Consider the following 18,441-nt stretch of genomic DNA (forward strand, 5'->3'; position numbering starts at 1 on the left):
TTTGAAGGGGCAGAACTTCTTGGGCAGATGTTGCAAGGGCTGTGCCACACAGCCGAAAACACCGTAACAACTTGATAACACTGGAAATACGGGGCTGAGCGTACCCGATGGTTGCCGCTCTGTCATGGAGTTTGCACAACTTACATGCATATTTTTCCACTTTTCCGTGGTAATCCACGACGCTTGCGCCCAGCGCTGAGGGCGGGTGACGTCGCGCAAGGCGGCGTGCGACGAACTGTGCCGCTGCAGGCCGCTCCGCTATCATCGCGGCATGACACCATTTTGCACATCCATCCTCGCCCTCGGCCTGGCACTGGCAGGAATGTCCGCCCAGGCGCAGCCACAGCCACAGCCACAGCAGCAGCAGAGCGTTCCCGACACCATGACACAGCGCACGGCCGCCTGCATCGGCTGCCATGGCGAGCAGGGGCGCGCCGCCAGCGACGGCTACTATCCGCGCATCGCCGGCAAGCCGGCTGGTTACCTCTACAACCAGCTGATCAATTTCCGCGAGGGCCGGCGCAGCTATCCGATGATGGTCTACATGGTCAGCCATCTGTCGGACGATTATCTGCAGGCGATGGCGGAGCATTTCGCCAGCCTGCATCCGCCGTATCCGCCGCCGCAGCCGCTGCAGGCGAGCGCGGCGCAGCTTGCACGCGGTCGCCAGCTGGCGATCGATGGCGACCGCAAGGCCGATGTGCCGGCCTGCGTGGCCTGCCATGGCAAGGCCCTGACCGGCATGGCGCCAGCCATCCCCGGCCTCCTGGGCCTGCCGCGCGACTATCTCAGCGGCCAGTTCGGCGCCTGGAAGAACGGCACCCGCCATGCGGCGCAGCCTGACTGCATGGCGACCCTGGCCACGCGGCTGTCGGTGGAAGACATCAGCGCGGTATCGGCCTGGCTGTCGCAGCAGCCGGCGCCGGCGGATGCCACGCCCATATCCGACACTGCCGCCACGCTGCCGCTGGACTGCGGCAGCGTGGCGCAGGCGAGAAAGGCAGGCCGGCCATGAAGCGCATCCTGATCCTGGTAGTCGCGCTGCTGATCGCGGTGCCGGCTGGCGTGCTGGCCTGGCAGATGATGCAGCATCCCGACCGCGCCCATGCCGGGCAGCCGGTGGCGGACAAGGCGGGCCAGGTCGCGCGCGGCGCCTACCTGGCCCGCGTCGGCGACTGCATGGCCTGCCATACCACGCGCGGCGGCCAGCCCTATGCCGGCGGACGCGCCATCGCCACGCCGTTCGGCGCGCTGTACTCGCCCAACATTACGCCGGATGCGACGGGCATTGGCGACTGGAGCGCCGACGATTTCTGGCGCGCCATGCACAACGGCCGCGGCCGCGACGGCCGCTTCCTGTACCCGGCCTTTCCCTACACCAGCTACACCCAGGTAAGCCGAGAGGACAGCGACGCCATCTATGCCTGGATGCGCACCCTGTCGCCGGTGCGGCAGGAAAACCGGGAACACGCATTGCGGTTCCCGTACAACCAGCGCTGGCTGCTGGCCGGCTGGCGCGCGCTGTATTTCCGTCCCGGGGTATTCGAGCCGGAGCCCGGCCAGCCGCCGCAGTGGAATCGCGGCGCCTACCTGGTGCAGGGGCTGGGTCATTGCGTGGCCTGCCACAGCAGCCGCAATGCGCTCGGCGCCACGCCGCTGCGCGGCGACCTGTCGGGCGGCATGATCCCGGTGCTGAACTGGTACGCGCCGGCGCTGACGCCGCAGGGCGCCACCGGCATGGCCGACTGGGACACTGCCGACCTGGCCCGCCTGCTCAAGACCGGCGTGTCGATGAAGGGCGCGGTGTACGGGCCGATGGCGGAAGTGGTGGCGCAGAGCCTGCAGCATCTGAGCGACCAGGATGCGCGGTCGATGGCGGTCTACCTGAAGTCACTGCCCCAGCAGGCGCCGACGCCGGCCGCTGCCGCCACGGTCAGCGATGCGCAGGCCCAGCGCCTGCTGGAGCAGGGCGCGAAGCTTTACGAGAAGCACTGCGCCGAATGCCACCGCGCCGACGGCAGCGGCAAGCCGCCTGCCTATCCGCGCCTGGCCGGCAACCATTCGATCACCGCTTCTTCGGTCAACCCGATCCGCATGGTGCTCAATGGCGGCTATCCGCCCAGCACCGCCGGCAATCCGCGGCCGTATGGCATGCCGCCGTATGGGCCAATGATGAATGACGAGGAAGTGGCGGCAGTGGTCAGCTATGTGCGCTCGGCCTGGGGCAACCAGGGGGCGGCGGTCGGGCCTGGGGAGGTTAGTCGTTACCGGACCGTGCCGCTGGAGTAGGGGGCGGATTGCGGGGCCGCTCTTTGCCGTGGCACGGGGGGGTGGCTTTTGGCGTTATCGAGGCGGCTGGTATGCAGTTGCAGTTGCCGTTGCTTTTGAAGTTGCGGTTGCAGTTGCAGTGAAATCCCGTTGAGCGCGCCGTGTCAGCGGTGCCCGGAGCGGGAAAAGGTGCGGCGTCTGTCTGAGCCAAGCGCAGCTTGGCGAGTTTAGCCGCGCCCCGCTCCGGGTACCGCTGACACGGGAACCCCGCGCAGCGGGGCGCGATCACCGGGTCGCCTTTTTTTGGTTACTTTTTTTGGCGACGAAAAAAAAGTGACCCGGCCGCCGGGACGGATTCCCGGCTTGTCTCCACGGCAGTGCAGCCGCCTTGCGTCATCCGGCAAGGCACGGACAGCACTGTCGGTGTTGTTGTTGACGTTCGTATTGAAACTTCAAACTTCAACTTCAAAAGCAACTGCTGCTTCGCAGTGACGCCTTTACGCCGGGTGAAACAAGCCGACAGCACTGTCGTCATGACCAGGCCGGGTGTTCGCCCCGGCAGGCGACCTACTTCTTTTGCTTCGCCAAAAGAAGTAGGCAAGAAAAGGCGACCCGGTGATCGCGCCCTCGCTGCGCGAGGGTCCCCGTGACGTCGATGCATGGAGCGGGGCGCGGCTAAACTCGCCAAGCTGCGCTTGGCTCAAACAGACGCCGCACCTTTTCCCGCTCCACGCACCGACGTCACGGCGCGCCCAACGGGATTTAAAAGCAACGGCAACTTCAAAAGCAACGGCAACTTCAAAAGCAACTGCAACTGCAACTGCAACTGCAACTGCAACGGCAACGGCAACGGCAACGGCAACGGCAACGGCAACTGCACCAGTTCCTCCCCAAGCTAGCCTTGAAGCGCAGCACCTACAGCCCGCGCATTGCGCCGCATCCGCGCGCTACCCCCATTACCCACTTCCATCCTGCACCGCACCATCAATTCCGCTTGACCAAAAATCATGTTCGGACCGAATATCCGACAAACGGACATTAATTCGATCAGCGACACGGACTACAGCAGCTTTCCCTTAATCCAGAGGACAGGAAAGAATGGGCTTGACCGATCCAGTGAGCAAGGAAGCGCCCGCCGGCGATCAGGTGTTTCGCCGGATGCGGATTGCGCCCGCCTACAAGGCGGTTTCCGCGGAGATCGAGCGCATCATCCTTTCCGGTGCGCTGGAACCGGGCGCGCCGCTGCCCACCGAGCAGGAACTGGCGCAGCAGTTCGGCGTTAACCGCTCCACGCTGCGCGAGGCGATCCGGCAGGTGGAGCAGGAAGGGCTGGTCGAGCGGCGCGAGGGCCGGCGGCTGTTCGTTGCCCTGCCGGGCCTGACGGATTTTGCGCCGCGCGCCATGCGCGCGCTGGTGCTGCAGCAGGCGACATTCCATGAATTGTGGCAGGTGGCCGTGGTGCTGGAGCCGCTGGCGGCGCAACTGGCGGCAAGCGCCGCGCGCGAGGACGACCTGCAGGCGCTGGCGGCGAACCTGGCGCGGATGGACATGCTGGCGCAGCAGGCGGCCACAGAAAATGCCGAGGCCGAGGCGCAGCGACAGTCGGCCCTTATCGAACTCGATGTGCAGTTCCATGCGCTGGTGGCGCGTGCCGGGCGCAACCGTGCGCTGATGCTGGCGCGCGAGCCGGTCAGCCTGCTCTACAGCGCCACGCTGTCCCGGATGCAGGGCCAGTTGCCGCAGATGCATGCGCGCAATCTGGCGGCGCACCGGCATATTGTTGAAGCCCTGCGGCAGCACGATGCCGAGCGGGCGGAGCACTGGATGCGTAAGCATATTGTCGATTTCCAGCGCGGCTTCGTGCTGGCACAACTGGACATGCATGTGCCGGTGTCGATGGCCGAATAAAACCCGAAACGGAGGAGACCATGAAAAAAAGCAGAAGCAGGCAGCAGGCAGGCGCGGCGATACGGCCGCAACATGGATGGCGCATGGGCGCAGCGGTGGCGGTTGCCACGGCGCTGGCGGCCATGGCGCCGGCCCAGGCGCAGGAAGTGTTTCGCATCGGCGTGGTCAGCTTCCTGTCCGGCCAGGCGGCGGAAAGCTTCGGCGTGCCGGCGGTCAACGGCGGCAAGGTGCTGATCGACGCCTTCAACAAGGGCGAAGCGCCGGCGCCGTATAACAAGGTCGGCTTCGGCGGCATGAAGATCGAGGCGGTGTATGTCGACGAGAACGGCGGCGCCACCAAGCAGGTGCAGGAACTGCGCAACCTGTATGACCGCGAGAAGGTCGACGCGGTGGTGGGCTATGTCGGCTCCGGCGACTGCCTGGCGGTGGCGCCGGTGGCCGAGGAGATGAAGCGCTTCCTGATCCTCTATGACTGCGGCACCCCGCGCATCTTCGAGGAAAACAAGTACAACTATGTGTTCCGCACCGCTTCGCACGGCACCATGGACAACGTGGCGCTGGCGCGCTACCTGAAGCAGCGCAACGTGAAGGTGGGCACGATGAACCTGATCAACCAGGACTATGCCTGGGGCCAGGATTCGCGCAAGGACTTCGTGCTGTCGATGGAAAAGCTCTATCCGGATGCCAAGGTGCAGTCCGACCTGCTGCCCAAGTTCGGCTCCGGCCAGTACGGCACCGAGATCTCGCAGCTCATGAGCAAGCCGGCCGACCTGGTGCATTCCAGCTTCTGGGGCGGCGACCTGCAGAGCTTCATCCTCCAGTCCGGCCCGCGCGGCCTGTTCAAGAAGTCGCAGGGCGTGCTGTCGGCTGCCGACCATGTGCTGCAGGGCCTGGGCGACAAGATGCCGGATGGCGTGATCCTCGGCGCGCGCGGCGCCTACGGCCTGATGGCGCCGAAGTCGGCCCTGAACGACTGGTGGTGGAGCGTCTACCAGAAGGCCTACAACGTCTATCCGGTGCAGGCGCCGTACCGCATGGCGCAGGCGCTGATGGGCCTGAAGCTGGCGGCCGAGAAGGCGATGGCGGCCAATGGCGGCAAGAAGCCCACGCCGGAACAGCTGGCCGAGGCGCTCAAGGGCTCGGAATGGGCCTCGCCGGGCGGACGCATCCGCATGGCGCTGGGCGACGGCCACCAGGCGATCCAGGAAACGGCGATCGGCCGCACCAAGTATGACGCGGCCAAGAAGATGGTCACGCTGCAGGACATCCAGCGCTTCCCGGCCGAATGCGTCAACCCGCCGGCCAACATGAAGTCGGAAGACTGGATCAAGGCCAACTTCCCCGGCGCGAAATGCGACTAGGGCAAGACGGTTGACCGCGGCCGCCGGCGCCTGCAGGTATGCCTGCACCGGGCCGGCGGCCATGCTCCATCCTTCCAAGGAGGCCAAGCATGAACCAGTTGATCACCATCCTGATCGACGGCATTACCTACGCATCGTGGCTGTTCATCGTCGCGCTGGGCCTGACGCTGGTGTTCGGCGTGCTGAAGATATTGAACATCGCGCATGGCAGCTTCTATGCGGTCGGCGCCTACGCCGCAGCCAGCTTCGTTTCCTGGTTCGGCGCGATGCAGTTCGCGCCTTCCTGGTCGCTGGTGGCGATGCTGCTGGCCGCCGTGGCGGTGGCAGCGCTGGTGGCGCCGCTGTGCGAGCGCAGCCTGCTGCGGCCCTTCTACGGCCGCGACGAAGTGCTGCTGGTGCTCGTCACCTATGCGCTGTTCCTGATCCTGGAAGACGTCACCAAGCTGATCTGGGGCGTCAATCCCTATTACGTGACCGACCCCTATGCGCTGTTCGGCAATGTCGACATCGGCGAGCAGTCGTATGTCGGCTATGACTTCATGCTGGTGGCGGTGGCCGTGGTGGTCGGCGTGGCGGTCTGGTGGGGCCTGAACCGCACCCGCCTGGGAAAGCTGGTGCTGGCCGTGATCCACAGCGAGGAAGTGGCGTCCAGCATGGGCGTGAACGTGTCGCGCGTCTACATGCTGGCCTTCGGCGTGGGCATCTTCCTGGCCGCGCTGGGCGGCGCATTGACCGCGCCGATGATCTCGGTGCAGCCGGGCGTGAGCGTGGGCGTGATCATCGTCTCGTTCGCGGTGGTCATCATCGGCGGGCTGGGCAGCATACCGGGCGCGGCGATCGGCGCGCTCATCGTCGGGCTGGCGCGCTCGCTGGCGGTGCATACCGCGCCGGTGGCGGAGCTGTTCTCGGTCTACATCGTGATGGCGGTGGTGCTGATGTTCAAGCCGGAAGGCCTGTTCCAGCGCATACAGGCAAGGAAGATCTGACATGCAAGCGACTTCTGCAACTCTCGACAAGCCGGCGCTGGCAACGCGCCATGGCGCCGGCCGGCCGCGCACGCTGCTGGCCGGCCTGGTGCTGATTGCCCTGCTGATCGGTGCCGGCGCGCTGCTGCCCAAGTGGCTGACCTTCCTGCTGACCATGGCCGCCTCGCACGGCCTGGTGTCGCTGGGCATCGTGGTGCTGATGCGCTGCGGCGTGGTGTCGTTCGGGCAGGGCATGGTGTTCGCCCTCGGCGGCTATACCGCGGCGCTGCTGTTCAACCGGCTCGGCATGACCGACGCGCTGGGCATGGCGCTGGCCGGCGGCGTGGTGGCTGCGCTGGCGGCGCTGCTGGTGGCGCGCCTGATTGCCGGCTACCGCGGCATCTTCTTCGCGATGCTGACGCTGGCCCTGTCCATGGTGCTGTATGGCGTGCTGGTCAAGACCGATGCGGTGGGCGGCTCCGACGGCTTCAACATGGGACGCGCCACGCTGCTGGGCCAGGCCCTGCCGGACGCCAGCGTCGGCTACCTGCTGTACGCCGTGACCGTCGGCCTGTCCGGCGTGCTGGCGCTCGCGGCGCGCGTCTACTTCGACAGCACCCGCGGCCTGGTGTCGCTGGCGGTGCGCGAGAACGAGCTGCGGGTGGAATACCTGGGCGGCTCGGTGCGCCAGGCCGTGGCCGCCAACTTCGTCATCGCCGCCTTCCTCGGCGGCGTCGGCGGCGCGCTGACGGTGATGTCGCTGGGGCATATCGACCCCAACTTCAGCTACTGGACCAGCTCCGGCGAATTTGTCTTCGTCGCCATCCTGGCCGGCTACCACAGCGTGCTGGCGGTGTTCATCGCCTCCACGCTGCTGGAAATCGTGCGCTCGTTTTCCAGCCTGTATTTCCCCAATACCTGGCAGCTGGCGCTGGGCATCTTCCTGCTGCTGGCGATCCGCTTCCTGCCCGGCGGCATCGGCTCGCTCTGGGCCGGCGGCAAGATCAAAACCGGCAACGGAGGCCGGCCATGAGCGCGATTCCCGCTACCCGCAACGCGCCGGTGCTGCAGGCATCCGGCCTGCAGAAGCGCTTCGGCTCGGTGGTGGCGGCCAGCGACATGTCGCTGGAAGTCGGGCATGGCGAGCGGGTCAGCCTGATCGGCAGCAATGGCGCCGGCAAGACCACCTTCGTCAACATGATCACCGGCTATATCCGGCCCGACGCCGGCAGCATCCTGCTCGATGGCCGCGCCATCACCGGCATGGCGCCGCGCGCCATCACCCGTCTCGGCGTCGCGCGCTCGTTCCAGATCCCGCAGCTCTGCCCCGGCCTGACGGTGCTGGACAACATGCTGGTGGCCACGGCCTGCCATGGCCGCAGCCTGTCCTTCCTGCGGCCGGCGCACCGGGCCGATGCGATCGAGCGCGCCGAGGCGCTGCTGCTGCGCTTCGGCCTGGCCGCGCAGTCGGGACGGCGGGTGTCGGAGCTGCCTGGCGGCGTGCGCAAGCTGCTCGACATCGCAATGGCCCTGACCGAGCAGCCGCGCCTGCTGCTGCTGGACGAGCCTACCAGCGGCGTCAGCGTGGAAGAAAAATTTCCGATGATGGACACCGTGATGCAGGCGCTGGAAGAAGAGGCGATGACGGTGCTGTTTGTTGAACATGACATGGACATCGTGGAGCGCTATGCGAGCCGGGTCGTGGCCTTCTACAGCGGCCGCATCATCGCCGACGCGGCGCCGGCCGATGCGCTGGCCAATGACGAGGTGCGGCGCTATGTCACGGGCACCTTGCGCTAGGAGGAAGTGAAAATGCTGGAGATCAAGGCAATCAATGTCGCCATCGAGGCAGTGGAAATCCTGCGCGGCTTTTCGATCGATGTGCCGGCCGGCCGGATGGTGGGCCTGATCGGCCGCAACGGCGCCGGCAAGACCTCGCTGATGCGCTCCATCATGGGCCATCTGCCGCTGCGCAGCGGCAGCATGACGCTCGATGGCCGCGACCTGGCCGGCATGCCGCGCCACCTGCGCGCCGGCCTGGGCATCGGCTACATGCCCGAGGACCGCGGCCTGGTGCCCGAGCTGACGGTGGAGGAAAACATCCTGGTGCCGGTGTGGGCCTCCAAGACACTGAAGGAATCGGAGCGCCTGGAATTCGTCTACAGCGTGCTGCCCGAGATGAAGGAGATGCGCGAGCGGCGCGCGCTGCTGCTTTCCGGAGGCCAGCAGAAGCTGGTGGCGCTGGGCCGCGCGCTGGCGGTCGGCACCCGATTGCTGCTGCTGGACGAGCCCTTCGAAGGCGTCGCGCCGGCCCTGTCGCAGCGGCTTTCCGAAGTCATCGGGAGCCTGCGCGGCAGCCAGTTGTCGGTGCTGATCTCGCAATCGGACCTGAATCATTCGAGCTCGCTGCTGGATGCGGAAGTGGTGATCGAGCGCGGCGCCAATGTGGCCAGGGAGGCGGCATGAGCGGGCACGATCACTGGGCTGGATTCAGCGTGCCGCCGATACGGCACGAGGCCCATTTCGGCGACCGCATCGTGCGCTGCTTCACCGAGCGGCCGACCTCCTTTCATGCGATGTTCGAGGAAGCGCTGGCCAGCCATGCCGACAGCCGGGCCGTGCTGTTCAATGGCGCCAGCCTGAGCTATCGCGCGCTTGACCTGGAAGTGGGCCGCATTGCCGCCGGCCTCGCCGGACATGGCGTGGAACGCGGCGACCGGGTGATGATGTTCATCGGCAACCGCCCCGAGTTCGTGTCGGTGCTGCTGGCGATACAGCGCCTGGGCGCGATCGCGGTGCCGGTGGGCATACGCGAGCAGCGGCCGGGACTGGCCTATATGCAGCGGCAAAGCGGCGCGAAGGCCATCGTGTTCGACGCCGCGCTGGCGGCGGTAGTGCCTCACGAGACCGAGGCGACCGGCCTGCGCCTGCGCATCTGCGTGGACGACGTGGGCGACTTGGACGATGCCGGCGCGCTGTCGCTGTCTGCGCTTGGCCGCGGCTTCATGCCGGCCAGCGACGCCGCGCCGGTGCGCGAGGAAGATACCGCGGTGCTGCTCTACACCTCGGGCACCACCGGCAATCCCAAGGGCGCGATGCTGAGCCACCTCAACATCGTGCATTCGGCCATGCATTACCAGGCCTGCTTCGGGCTGAACCATCATGACTGCGCCGGGCTTGCGGTGCCGGCCAGCCATGTGACCGGCCTGATCGCCGTGATCGCCGCCATGCTGCGCGTTGGCGGCGCGATGCTGATCTTTTCCGCCTTCCAGGCGGAGGAGTTCGTCGCCGTCGCGGCAAGGGAGCGCATGACCTACACCCTGATGGTGCCGGCGATGTACAACCTTTGCCTGCTGCGCGGCCGCATGGAAGCGCACGACCTGTCCGCCTGGCGCATCGGCGGCTTCGGCGGCGCGCCGATGCCGCCATCGACGGTGGAGGCCATGGCGCAGCAGTTGCCGGGCCTGGCGCTGGTGAACGCCTACGGCGCGACCGAAACCACATCGCCCACCACGGCCGTGCCGCCCGGCACCAGCGTTGCCGGCAATGACTCGGTCGGCGTGGCGCTGCCATGCGCTTCAGTGATCGTGGTCGACGACGACGGCATGGAAGTGCCGGCGGGCGTCAGCGGCGAGCTGTGGATAGGCGGCCCGATGGTGGTGCGCGGCTACTGGGACAATCCGGAAGCGACCGGCGCCGGCTTCACCGCCGGCTACTGGCATTCCGGCGACATCGGCTCGATCGACGAGAGCGGCTTCGTGCGCATCTTCGACCGCAAGAAGGACATGTTGAACCGCGGCGGCTACAAGATCTATTCGGCCGAGGTGGAGAATGTGCTGATGGCGCTGCCCGGCGTGCTGGAGGCGGCGGTGGTGGGCAAGCCCTGCCCGGTGCTGGGCGAAAGGGTGCATGCCTTCGTCTATGCGCCCGGCGGCGTGGCCGATGCCGACGCGGTGCGGGCGCACTGTGCAGCCAGCCTGGCCGACTACAAGGTGCCGGAGGAAATCACGCTGATGGAAACGCCCCTGCCGCGCAATGCGAATGGCAAGCTGCTCAAGCGGGAACTGCGGGAGAGGGCGGCAAGGGCCTGAACCGGAGGCTGCCGGGTTTGACGGTGGCTGGTGCAGCCAGCGGTTAGATTGCTGCGCTGCGCTGCGCTGCGCGGCTCGGGCCGGTCTGTATCACGGGGGCGGGATATCTCAGCCGGCGCTGGCCAGCTTCTTTACCGCCGGCTTCAGTTCTGCCCATGGAACGCTATCCGGATCAAGGGCGCCGACCGGCAGTTGCTGCAGGCCGGACGCGAACGGCAGCGTGGCCTCCTCGGCGTTGGAGAATGATCCCAACCTGAACTGAATTTCGCCGTGTTCCGCCCCACCGTTGATGCCTGCGAGGTCGGTGTCGGAAAGGCATTGCGCAGCTTGGGCGCTGCAGGATGCAGGGGATGCCAGGGATGCAGCCCGTGACGATGGTTTTTGCTGGAAAGATTTGGTCATATCAGAATCTCCTGAAGTTTGTTTCGACGATGCTTCCCCCGATGAGAACAGGGGAAGCGCAGCCAGAAAGGAAGTGGTGCGCGCGCCATGAGCAATGACATGGTCATGCGACATGTCATTACCGCGTGCGCCGGAACCGTTCCGGCCATGGCCGCAGGCAGGGTTGAATTGATCCCGCTTCCTGCCGGGCATTCCATGCCCGATAACGGATGACGGAGACCAAGGCCGTCCGTATCCTGTCGGGCGACCCCAAGCACTTTGAACGGTGAAGCATCGTCGGATTGCCCTGGGTTCCCAGCGGCACAGCAATAGAACGACCGTGCAAAAAAAGCTGGTCAGCATTGCCCATCCTTCGTATGATGACCGCGGATAAGTTCGTTCAAAGAACAAAGGACAAGCACCATGCGCCAGATGCCAGATGGTTTGTTGCTGATCGCAAAGCGCGCCTGCCCGACCTGTGCGTTGGTGGAGCCGCTGGTGTCGCGCCTGGCGGCCGGCGACCTGCCGCTGAAGGTCTATGTGCAGGACGATCCCGGCTATGCCGGCGGCGCCGCGGAGGTGGTGGACGACCGCGAGCTCGAACATTCCTGGCTGCTCGATATCGAAGTCGTGCCGACCCTGATCCGAATCGAAGGCGGACGCGAGGTCGAGCGCACCTATGGCTGGCACCGCGACGACTGGCGCCGCATCAGCGGCCTGCCCGACCTGGGCGCAGACCTGCCGGCCATCCGGCCCGGCTGCGGCTCCAAGACGCTGGACCCCGGCATGCCCGAGACGCTCGCGCTGCGCTTCGGCGACGTGCAGTTCGCCTCGCGCACCATTGCGCTGGGCGACGAGGAAGACCTGATGGAAGCCTGCTACGAGCGCGGCTGGACCGACGGCCTGCCCGTGGTGCCGCCGACCCGCGAGCGGGTGCTGCGCATGCTGCAGGGAACCAGCCGCAAGCCCGATGAGGTGCTGGGCCTGGCGCCGCCCGACCTGGCCCCGTGCACGGTCGAGAAGGTCGCCATCAATGCCGTGATGGCCGGCTGCAAGCCGGAGTACATGCCGGTGGTGCTGGCCGCGGTGGAAGCGGCGCTGGTGGATGAATTCGGCATGCATGGCGTGCTGTGCACGACCATGTTTGCCGGGCCGGTGGTGGTCGTCAACGGACCGGCCGCGAAGGCGGTCGGCATGAATTCGGGCGTGAACGCGCTGGGGCAGGGCAACCGCGCCAATGCCACCATCGGCCGCGCGCTGCAGCTGGTGATCAGGAATGTCGGCGGCGGCCGGCCGGGCGAGGTCGACCGCGCCACGCTGGGCAATCCCGGCAAATACAGCTTCTGCTTCGCCGAAGCCGAGGGCGGCGGCTGGGACTCGCTGGCCGTCGAGCGCGGCTTTGCCGCAGACGCCTCCACCGTCACCCTGTTCGCCGGCGAAGGCGTGCAGGGCATCGTCGACCAGAAGTCGCGCACGCCGGAGTCGCTGGCAAAGAGCTTCGCGCTGTGCCTGCGCGCGGTAGACCATCCCAAGCTGGCCATGGCCGGCGACGCGCTGCTGGTGGTGTCGCCCGAGCACAGCCGGGTGTTCATCGAGGCCGGCTGGTCCAAGGCGCGGCTGCGCGACGAACTGACCGCCCTGCTGACCTTTGATGCCGACGACATGCTGGCCGGCGCCGGCGGCATCGCAGAAGGACTGCCGGCGGCCCTGGCCGGCAAGCAGGTTCCCAAGTTCCGCCCCGGCGGACTGTTGATCGTGCGGGCCGGCGGCAGCGCCGGCCTGTTTTCCGCTGTCATTGCAGGCTGGGCCGCTTCCGGCCCGACCGGCTCCACCCCCGTTACCAGGGAGATCGCAACATGACGCAACAAACCCTCCTGCTGGACCCGACCGCCGAGCGCGCGCCATCGGCGCGGGCGCGGCTGGCGCGCCCGGCGACGCTTGCCGGCGCCACCGTCGGCCTGCTCGACATATCCAAGGCGCGCGGCAATGTGTTCCTGGACCGTGTCGACGAACGGCTTGCCGCGATGGGCATCGCGGTCAAGCGCTACAGGAAGCCGACCTTCACCCGGGTCGCGCCGACGGCGCTGAAGCAGCAGATCGCCGGCGAATGCCAGCTGGTCGTTGAAGGCCTGGCCGACTGAGGCTCCTGCACGTCGTGCTGTATGCATGACATCGCGGATCTCGAAGGTCGGGGCATACCCGGAGTAGGCATTGCATCCACAGAGTTTGTCGAGGCGGCTGCGCTGCAGTCGAAGAGCCTGGGTTTCGACCCGGCGATGGTGTTCGTGCGGCATCCGATACAGGACCGCAGCGACGAGGAGATGCGCGCGCTGGCGGACGAGGCGGTCGACGCCATCGTCGGCGCGCTTACCAGCAAGCCATAGCACCCTGCGCGGCGCAGCGGCTGCAACCGGCGCAAAGGCGCCCGGTTTCGCCGGCGTCGCCGCGCCGCCTTGCGCCGCGCGACGAAGCGCGGTCGCGGCATGAGCGCCCGGCCTGACATGGCGCGGCTGCCCTCGGTGGACAGCATGCTGCGCTGGCCGCTGATGGCAGCGCTGACCGAGGCGCATGGCCGTGCGCTGGTGCTGGACGCGGCGCGCGCCGAACTGGCGGCGTGCCGCGCGGACGGCGCGGCGCCTGCCCATGAAGCAATCGCCGCAGCCGTGGAAGCGCGGCTGCGGCGATTGCTCGCGCCCAGCCTGCGGCCGGTGCTGAACCTGACCGGCACGGTGCTGCACACCAACCTGGGCCGCGCCCCCTTGCCGCAGGAAGCCATCGACGCGATGGTGCAGGTGGCCAGGGGCGCATCCAACCTGGAATACGACCTGGGCAGCGGCAAGCGCGGCGACCGCGACAGCCACCTGGAAGAATGGCTGTGCCGGCTCACCGGCGCCGAGGCCGCCACCGTGGTGAACAACAATGCCGCCGCCGTGCTGCTGGCCTTGAACAGCCTGGGCGCGCGGCGCGAATGCATCGTCTCGCGCGGCGAGCTCATCGAGATCGGCGGCGCCTTCCGGCTGCCCGACATCATGGCCCGCGCCGGCTGCCGCCTGCGCGAGGTGGGCACCACCAACCGCACCCATCTGCGGGACTATGCCGACGCCATCGGCCGGTCCACCGGCCTGCTGATGAAGGCCCATACCAGCAACTACCGCATCGAGGGCTTCACTGCCGAGGCCGACCCGGTGCAGCTGGGCGAGCTGGCCGCGCGCCACGCGCTGCCTTTCGTAGTGGACCTTGGCAGCGGCACCCTGACCGACCTGACCCGCTACGGCCTGCCGCCCGAGCCGACCCCGGGCGACGCGCTGCGCCAGGGCGCCGGCATCGTCACCTTCAGCGGCGACAAGCTGCTGGGCGGCCCGCAGGCCGGCATCATCGTCGGCCGCGCCGACCTGGTGGCGCGCATCAGGAAGAATCCGATGAAGCGGGCGCTGCGCTGCGACAAGCTGACCATTGCCGCGCTGGGCGCGGTGCTGCGGCTTTACGGCGACCCGGACCGGCTGGCCCGGAAGGTGCCGGCGCTGCGGCTGCTGTCGCGGCCGGCGGCGGAGATCGAGGCCCAGGCGCTGCGCCTGCTGCCGGCGCTGGCGCAGTGGGCGGGGGCGCGCGCGGCGGTCGACGTGGTGCCGGCGATGAGCCAGATCGGCAGCGGCTCGCTGCCGGTCGACCTGCTGCCCAGCTTTGCATTGCGGCTGCGGCCCAGGGCGGGCCAGGGCGCGCAGCAGCTGGCGGCCGCGCTGCGCGCCCTGGCGCTGCCCGTGATCGGCCGCATCGCGGACAAGGCGCTGCTGCTGGACCTGCGCTGCCTGGACGATGAAGCCGGCCTGCTGGCCGCGCTGGCGACGCCGTGATCGTCGCCAGCGCCGGCCATGTGGACCATGGCAAGACCACGCTGATCCGGCTGCTGACCGGCATCGACACAGACCGCCTGCCGGAGGAAAAGCAGCGCGGCATGTCGATCGACATCGGCTTCGCGCATGCCGACCTGGGCAACGGGCAGCCGGTCGGTTTCGTCGATGTGCCGGGCCATGAGCGTTTCGCGCGCAACATGCTGGCCGGCGTGGCGGCGGTGGATTTTGCGCTGCTGGTGGTGGCGGCCGACGACGGCGTGATGCCGCAGACAGTGGAGCACCTGGCGGTGCTGGACCTGCTGGGCGTAGCGCACGGCGCGGTGGCGTTGACCAAGGCCGACCGGGCCGATGCGGCGCGCATTGCCGCGGTGGCGGCGGACATCGCTGCGCTGCTGGCGCCCACCGGCTTGCGCGATGCGCCGGTGTTCCCGGTGTCCGCCATCGACGGCATGGGGATGGAAGCGCTGCGCACCCACCTGGCCCTGGCGCAGCGGGGCCGGGCGGAGCGCGCGCAGAACGGCAATTTCCGGCTGGCGGTGGATCGCAGCTTCACCCTGTCCGGCGCCGGCCTGGTCGTGACGGGCGCCGTGCTGTCGGGTAGCGTGGCCGTCGGCGACAGCCTGATGCTGTCGCCGGCAGGCCTGTCGGCCCGGGTGCGCGCCATCCGGGTCCATGACGACGCCGTCATGCAAGCCGTTGCCGGCATGCGCTGCGCGCTCAACCTGGCTGGCGACATCGGCCGTGAGGATGTCGGCCGCGGCGACTGGCTGCTGGCAGCGGCTGTCCACGCGCCGGTCCAGCGCATCGACGTGCGCGTCCAGACATGGCGCCAGGCCGATGCCCCGCTGCTGCACTGGACACCCGTGCAGCTGCACCTGGGCGCGGCCGAGCAGAGCGGCCATGTCGCGCTGCTGGAAGGGAAGGCGGTCGCGCCGGGTGAAGCCGCCTATGCGCAGCTGGTGCTGGACCGGCCGCTGCCGGCCTTTTACGGCGATCGCTTCATCCTGCGCTCCCAGTCTGCCCGGCGGGTGATCGGCGGCGGCATGGTGATCGCGCCGGCGGAGGGCGGGCAGCGCCTGTCCAGGGCGGCGCGGCTGGCGCGGGTGCGGGCGCTGGATGCGCCGGACGCCGGGCAGGCGCTATCGGCCCTGTTGCGCGCCGAGCCGCTGGGCATTGCGCTGCCGGACTTTGTGCAGGCGCGCAACCTGACTGCCGACGAGGCGGCGCAACTGGTTTCCGGCATGGATATCATCCTGTTCCAGCAGGGCGACGGCACGCTGGCGCTGGACGGCGGCTACTGGCAGGCATTGCTGTCGCGCCTGCCGCAGGCCCTGGCTGAGTGGCACGCGCTGCATCCGGATGCCATCGGCCCCAGCGACGCCCTGCTGATGCAGCGCCTTCGCGCGCAAGCGCGCCCCGAAGTATTGCAGGCCGCCATACGGTGGGCGCTGGAACAGGGTGTGCTGGTGCGCGACAGGCGCCTGCTGCGCCTGCCAGGCCACAGCCCGCAGTTGCAAGCCGCCGACCGGGAGCTGCTGGCGCGCATCGAGCCGCTGCTGCGCGCCGGCGGCCTGCGGCCGCCCATCGTCGGGGAACTGGCCGCCGCGCTCGGCATGGAGCGCGATGCGTTGCTGGCCTTCTGCGAGCGCATCGGCCGCCTGGGTTACCTGGAGCCGGTCGCGCCCAACCGCTATTTCCTGTCGGAGACGGTGGCGGCGCTGGCTGCGATGGCGGACGAGCTGGCGCGCGCCTCGGACAATGGCGAATTCGAGGCCGCGCAGTACCGCAACCGTACCGGCATAGGTCGCAACCTGACCATCGAGGTGCTGGAATACCTGGACCGCGCCGGCGTCACCCGCTATGCCGGCGGGCGCCGCAGGATGGCGGGGTGAGCATGGAAAAGTTGCAAGCTGAAGCGTCTGGTTCGCCCGGCAGGCCTTACGGAATCGATCGGCGCCGTGTTACCCTGCCGCATCGGAAGGACAACGCATCCCGGTGGCGCGCCCGGACTTCAAATCCGGTGAGACCTGCAACGCAGGTCTGGTGGGTTCGACTCCCATTTCCTTCCGCCCTGTTTTCGTCGTACATGCCATAGCAGAGTTGTGTTCCTGTGGCAATTTTGCGGTCTAACAATCCGTTCTTCGCCCAGTCGGAGCGCACATGCATTAAAATGCCTGCTGCTCTCAAACGGAACCGACGATGTTTATTTTTTCTCTGGGCGCCGCGGCCTGGCTGGCTGCACTAACTGGCGCTGCTTATTCCCATTATTGCTATCGCCGCAGGAATGACCAGGTGTACGCGGCCCAATTGGGCAAGTCGTACACGGGCGGAACCTGGTAGTTTCAAAAACCAAAAAATTTGACCAGGTGGAAAAAGGCTGATCGAGTGATTCCTTCATGCCTGGACAGCCGATTTTTCTAATGTGCCGCAAGCCTGTTTAGCAAGATGGCTTCTTCCATAATTGCCATTTCGCTTTCCGACCTGGCTACCAACGTGATCTGAAGTTGCGGATGCATCAGGGAAGAGTCGTGCAGCGTTTTAATCATCACAGCGACTGCCTCCCTGTACACTTTGTCGCTTGCGAACATTTCAGTCGTTGGCAAGCTGAAGCAAGCTGTTGCAACCAGCCTTTGAATTTTTCCGGCGACAGCGTCTTCACACACGTTCTTATAAGTCGTGGCGATATCGCCTGCCTTTGACGCGTCCAGTTTGCCAGAACCAACTGGCCACACTCCACCATTCACAAAAAATTCTTTTGATGCAAATATATAGCGGTTGTCATCTCTGCCAGGCACCGAGTTTACGCATTTGACTATTCGGCCAATATCTCTAAATTCGCCAAATCCCGCGGATTTCAGAAGCGGACTGAGTTCTGGCATGAGTTTTATTTGGTCTGGCTGCAGGCAACTGGTGGCTGAACGTGTCAAAAGAAGTACTGTGGTTCTATCTGGCTTCCAATCCTTTTCTGTAATTCCAAGCTGCAATTCGATTTTGGAGAATTTGTGTGAGGTTGGATTGGCAATTGTTATTTCCCGCACGTGCCTTTTCCTGTTTTTTATCCTGGTATCAGCCAACTTCATCTTCATTGCTAGTTCAGCGGCGACCGACGCCTCTTCATAATTTCCGAAGCTTTGATGAGGCCCGTTTCGTTCCTCGATACTCCCATCCATTTCAAAACCTGGCACATGCGCTGCGTCAGTGCCCGCTGTTTTTTGATTCGCTATTTCCTGTACTTCTGGCGTGCCGAATATAGGCATTGTTACTGTTGGGGCGGTGAATGAAGGGGCTGGCATGGCATATGTCGGCATGGTGAATCCGAGCTTGAAATCTTCAATCGCCGCCGAGGCGGACTCATAGACCGTGTCCAAAAAGGTTTTCGGTGCGCCATCCGACACGGCATCTGTTTGCTCCTGCACGGGATTGAAAGCAAGCTGAGATTGTGAGGAATTTGCCGCAGCCGCACTACGTTGCTCAGTTGTAGCTTTTTTTAGAGCATCTAACAAAATGAGTTTTTCAAAATGCGCCAGCAAATAAGGGCGCAGCCCAAGTGAAGGAATGCTTCATGAATCGAGGGCAGTCGTTCGTAGCGTACGCGCAGTCGCCGGAATTGATGCAA

General features: G+C 66.4%; 16 protein-coding genes, 1 tRNA gene and 1 pseudogene. 15 read left to right on the top strand and 3 right to left on the bottom strand.

Features of this window, described 5'->3' with window-relative positions:
• Positions 1 to 271: 271 nt before the first annotated feature.
• From IGW04_RS11600 to IGW04_RS11645, 10 genes are all read left to right on the top strand, one after another.
• Positions 272 to 1,015, top strand: a complete 744-nt coding sequence (locus IGW04_RS11600; protein ID WP_407672101.1) for a c-type cytochrome — start codon at positions 272 to 274, stop codon at positions 1,013 to 1,015.
• Positions 1,012 to 2,289: a cytochrome c gene (locus tag IGW04_RS11605; protein ID WP_194713227.1), complete on the top strand. Its 1,278-nt coding sequence runs from the start codon at positions 1,012 to 1,014 to the stop codon at positions 2,287 to 2,289. Before IGW04_RS11600 ends, IGW04_RS11605 begins: the two co-directional genes overlap by 4 nt.
• Before the next feature lie 638 nt (positions 2,290 to 2,927).
• Entirely contained in the window at positions 2,928 to 3,167 is a 240-nt protein-coding gene (locus IGW04_RS11610; protein WP_194713228.1) for a hypothetical protein, read from the top strand.
• 205 nt (positions 3,168 to 3,372) lie between these two features.
• Positions 3,373 to 4,176 carry a FadR/GntR family transcriptional regulator gene (locus IGW04_RS11615; protein WP_228527024.1) on the top strand — a complete coding sequence of 268 codons (804 nt, stop codon included), beginning with the start codon at positions 3,373 to 3,375 and terminating at the stop codon, positions 4,174 to 4,176.
• 20 nt (positions 4,177 to 4,196) lie between these two features.
• Entirely contained in the window at positions 4,197 to 5,537 is a 1,341-nt protein-coding gene (locus IGW04_RS11620; RefSeq protein WP_228527025.1) for an ABC transporter substrate-binding protein, read from the top strand.
• A gap of 89 nt (positions 5,538 to 5,626) precedes the next feature.
• Positions 5,627 to 6,523 carry a branched-chain amino acid ABC transporter permease gene (locus IGW04_RS11625; RefSeq protein ID WP_194713230.1) on the top strand — a complete coding sequence of 299 codons (897 nt, stop codon included), beginning with the start codon at positions 5,627 to 5,629 and terminating at the stop codon, positions 6,521 to 6,523.
• Between the two features lies 1 nt (position 6,524).
• Positions 6,525 to 7,535, top strand: coding sequence for a branched-chain amino acid ABC transporter permease (locus IGW04_RS11630; protein ID WP_194713231.1), 1,011 nt, complete (start codon positions 6,525 to 6,527; stop codon positions 7,533 to 7,535).
• Positions 7,532 to 8,302, top strand: a complete 771-nt coding sequence (locus tag IGW04_RS11635) for an ABC transporter ATP-binding protein (RefSeq protein WP_194713232.1) — start codon at positions 7,532 to 7,534, stop codon at positions 8,300 to 8,302. Before IGW04_RS11630 ends, IGW04_RS11635 begins: the two co-directional genes overlap by 4 nt.
• A gap of 12 nt (positions 8,303 to 8,314) precedes the next feature.
• Positions 8,315 to 8,968 (top strand): ABC transporter ATP-binding protein, encoded by a 654-nt coding sequence (locus IGW04_RS11640; protein ID WP_194713233.1) that lies wholly within the window; start codon positions 8,315 to 8,317, stop codon positions 8,966 to 8,968.
• Complete coding sequence (locus tag IGW04_RS11645) at positions 8,965 to 10,593, top strand: class I adenylate-forming enzyme family protein (RefSeq protein ID WP_194713234.1); 1,629 nt, start codon at positions 8,965 to 8,967, stop codon at positions 10,591 to 10,593. The genes IGW04_RS11640 and IGW04_RS11645 overlap by 4 nt, the downstream gene beginning before the upstream one ends.
• Before the next feature lie 108 nt (positions 10,594 to 10,701).
• Here IGW04_RS11645 and IGW04_RS11650 read toward each other — a convergent pair whose 3' ends face one another.
• Positions 10,702 to 11,109 carry a hypothetical protein gene (locus IGW04_RS11650; protein WP_194713235.1) on the bottom strand — a complete coding sequence of 136 codons (408 nt, stop codon included), beginning with the start codon at positions 11,107 to 11,109 and terminating at the stop codon, positions 10,702 to 10,704.
• A 288-nt stretch (positions 11,110 to 11,397) separates the two neighbouring features.
• Between IGW04_RS11650 and IGW04_RS11655 the strand changes: the two genes are divergently transcribed.
• From IGW04_RS11655 to IGW04_RS11680, 5 genes are all read left to right on the top strand, one after another.
• Entirely contained in the window at positions 11,398 to 12,834 is a 1,437-nt protein-coding gene (locus IGW04_RS11655; protein ID WP_194713236.1) for a thioredoxin domain-containing protein, read from the top strand.
• Entirely contained in the window at positions 12,831 to 13,358 is a 528-nt protein-coding gene (locus tag IGW04_RS26125) for a UGSC family (seleno)protein (RefSeq protein WP_273701379.1), read from the top strand. The genes IGW04_RS11655 and IGW04_RS26125 overlap by 4 nt, the downstream gene beginning before the upstream one ends.
• A 99-nt stretch (positions 13,359 to 13,457) precedes the next feature.
• Entirely contained in the window at positions 13,458 to 14,825 is a 1,368-nt protein-coding gene (gene selA, locus IGW04_RS11670) for an L-seryl-tRNA(Sec) selenium transferase (protein WP_194713239.1), read from the top strand.
• Positions 14,822 to 16,717 carry a selenocysteine-specific translation elongation factor gene (gene selB, locus IGW04_RS11675; RefSeq protein WP_194713240.1) on the top strand — a complete coding sequence of 632 codons (1,896 nt, stop codon included), beginning with the start codon at positions 14,822 to 14,824 and terminating at the stop codon, positions 16,715 to 16,717. The genes selA and selB overlap by 4 nt, the downstream gene beginning before the upstream one ends.
• Before the next feature lie 84 nt (positions 16,718 to 16,801).
• Positions 16,802 to 16,894: transfer RNA gene (locus IGW04_RS11680), tRNA-Sec, on the top strand.
• A gap of 348 nt (positions 16,895 to 17,242) precedes the next feature.
• On the opposite strand, the gene IGW04_RS11685 is transcribed toward IGW04_RS11680, so the two are convergent.
• Positions 17,243 to 18,355 (bottom strand): hypothetical protein, encoded by a 1,113-nt coding sequence (locus tag IGW04_RS11685; protein ID WP_194713241.1) that lies wholly within the window; start codon positions 18,353 to 18,355, stop codon positions 17,243 to 17,245.
• Positions 18,322 to 18,441 (bottom strand): annotated as a pseudogene (locus tag IGW04_RS25720) (IS5/IS1182 family transposase); the annotation flags it as partial. The gene IGW04_RS11685 and the pseudogene IGW04_RS25720, both read right to left, overlap by 34 nt.

Origin of the sequence: Noviherbaspirillum soli (genome assembly GCF_015352955.1) — a bacterium.
Taxonomy (GTDB): domain Bacteria; phylum Pseudomonadota; class Gammaproteobacteria; order Burkholderiales; family Burkholderiaceae_D; genus Noviherbaspirillum_A; species Noviherbaspirillum_A soli.

What these genes read in the sequence shown, in the direction of transcription:
- IGW04_RS11600 (WP_407672101.1), top strand. Translation starts at nt 272, where the DNA reads ATGACACCATTTTGCACATCCATCCTCGCCCTCGGCCTGGCACTGGCA.
- IGW04_RS11655 (WP_194713236.1), top strand. Translation starts at nt 11,398, where the DNA reads ATGCGCCAGATGCCAGATGGTTTGTTGCTGATCGCAAAGCGCGCCTGC.
- IGW04_RS11625 (WP_194713230.1), top strand. Translation starts at nt 5,627, where the DNA reads ATGAACCAGTTGATCACCATCCTGATCGACGGCATTACCTACGCATCG.
- IGW04_RS11605 (WP_194713227.1), top strand. Translation starts at nt 1,012, where the DNA reads ATGAAGCGCATCCTGATCCTGGTAGTCGCGCTGCTGATCGCGGTGCCG.
- IGW04_RS11640 (WP_194713233.1), top strand. Translation starts at nt 8,315, where the DNA reads ATGCTGGAGATCAAGGCAATCAATGTCGCCATCGAGGCAGTGGAAATC.
- IGW04_RS11610 (WP_194713228.1), top strand. Translation starts at nt 2,928, where the DNA reads ATGGAGCGGGGCGCGGCTAAACTCGCCAAGCTGCGCTTGGCTCAAACA.
- IGW04_RS11650 (WP_194713235.1), bottom strand. Translation starts at nt 11,109, where the DNA reads ATGTCGCATGACCATGTCATTGCTCATGGCGCGCGCACCACTTCCTTT.
- selA (WP_194713239.1), top strand. Translation starts at nt 13,458, where the DNA reads ATGAGCGCCCGGCCTGACATGGCGCGGCTGCCCTCGGTGGACAGCATG.
- IGW04_RS11620 (WP_228527025.1), top strand. Translation starts at nt 4,197, where the DNA reads ATGAAAAAAAGCAGAAGCAGGCAGCAGGCAGGCGCGGCGATACGGCCG.
- IGW04_RS11635 (WP_194713232.1), top strand. Translation starts at nt 7,532, where the DNA reads ATGAGCGCGATTCCCGCTACCCGCAACGCGCCGGTGCTGCAGGCATCC.
- IGW04_RS11645 (WP_194713234.1), top strand. Translation starts at nt 8,965, where the DNA reads ATGAGCGGGCACGATCACTGGGCTGGATTCAGCGTGCCGCCGATACGG.
- IGW04_RS11630 (WP_194713231.1), top strand. Translation starts at nt 6,525, where the DNA reads ATGCAAGCGACTTCTGCAACTCTCGACAAGCCGGCGCTGGCAACGCGC.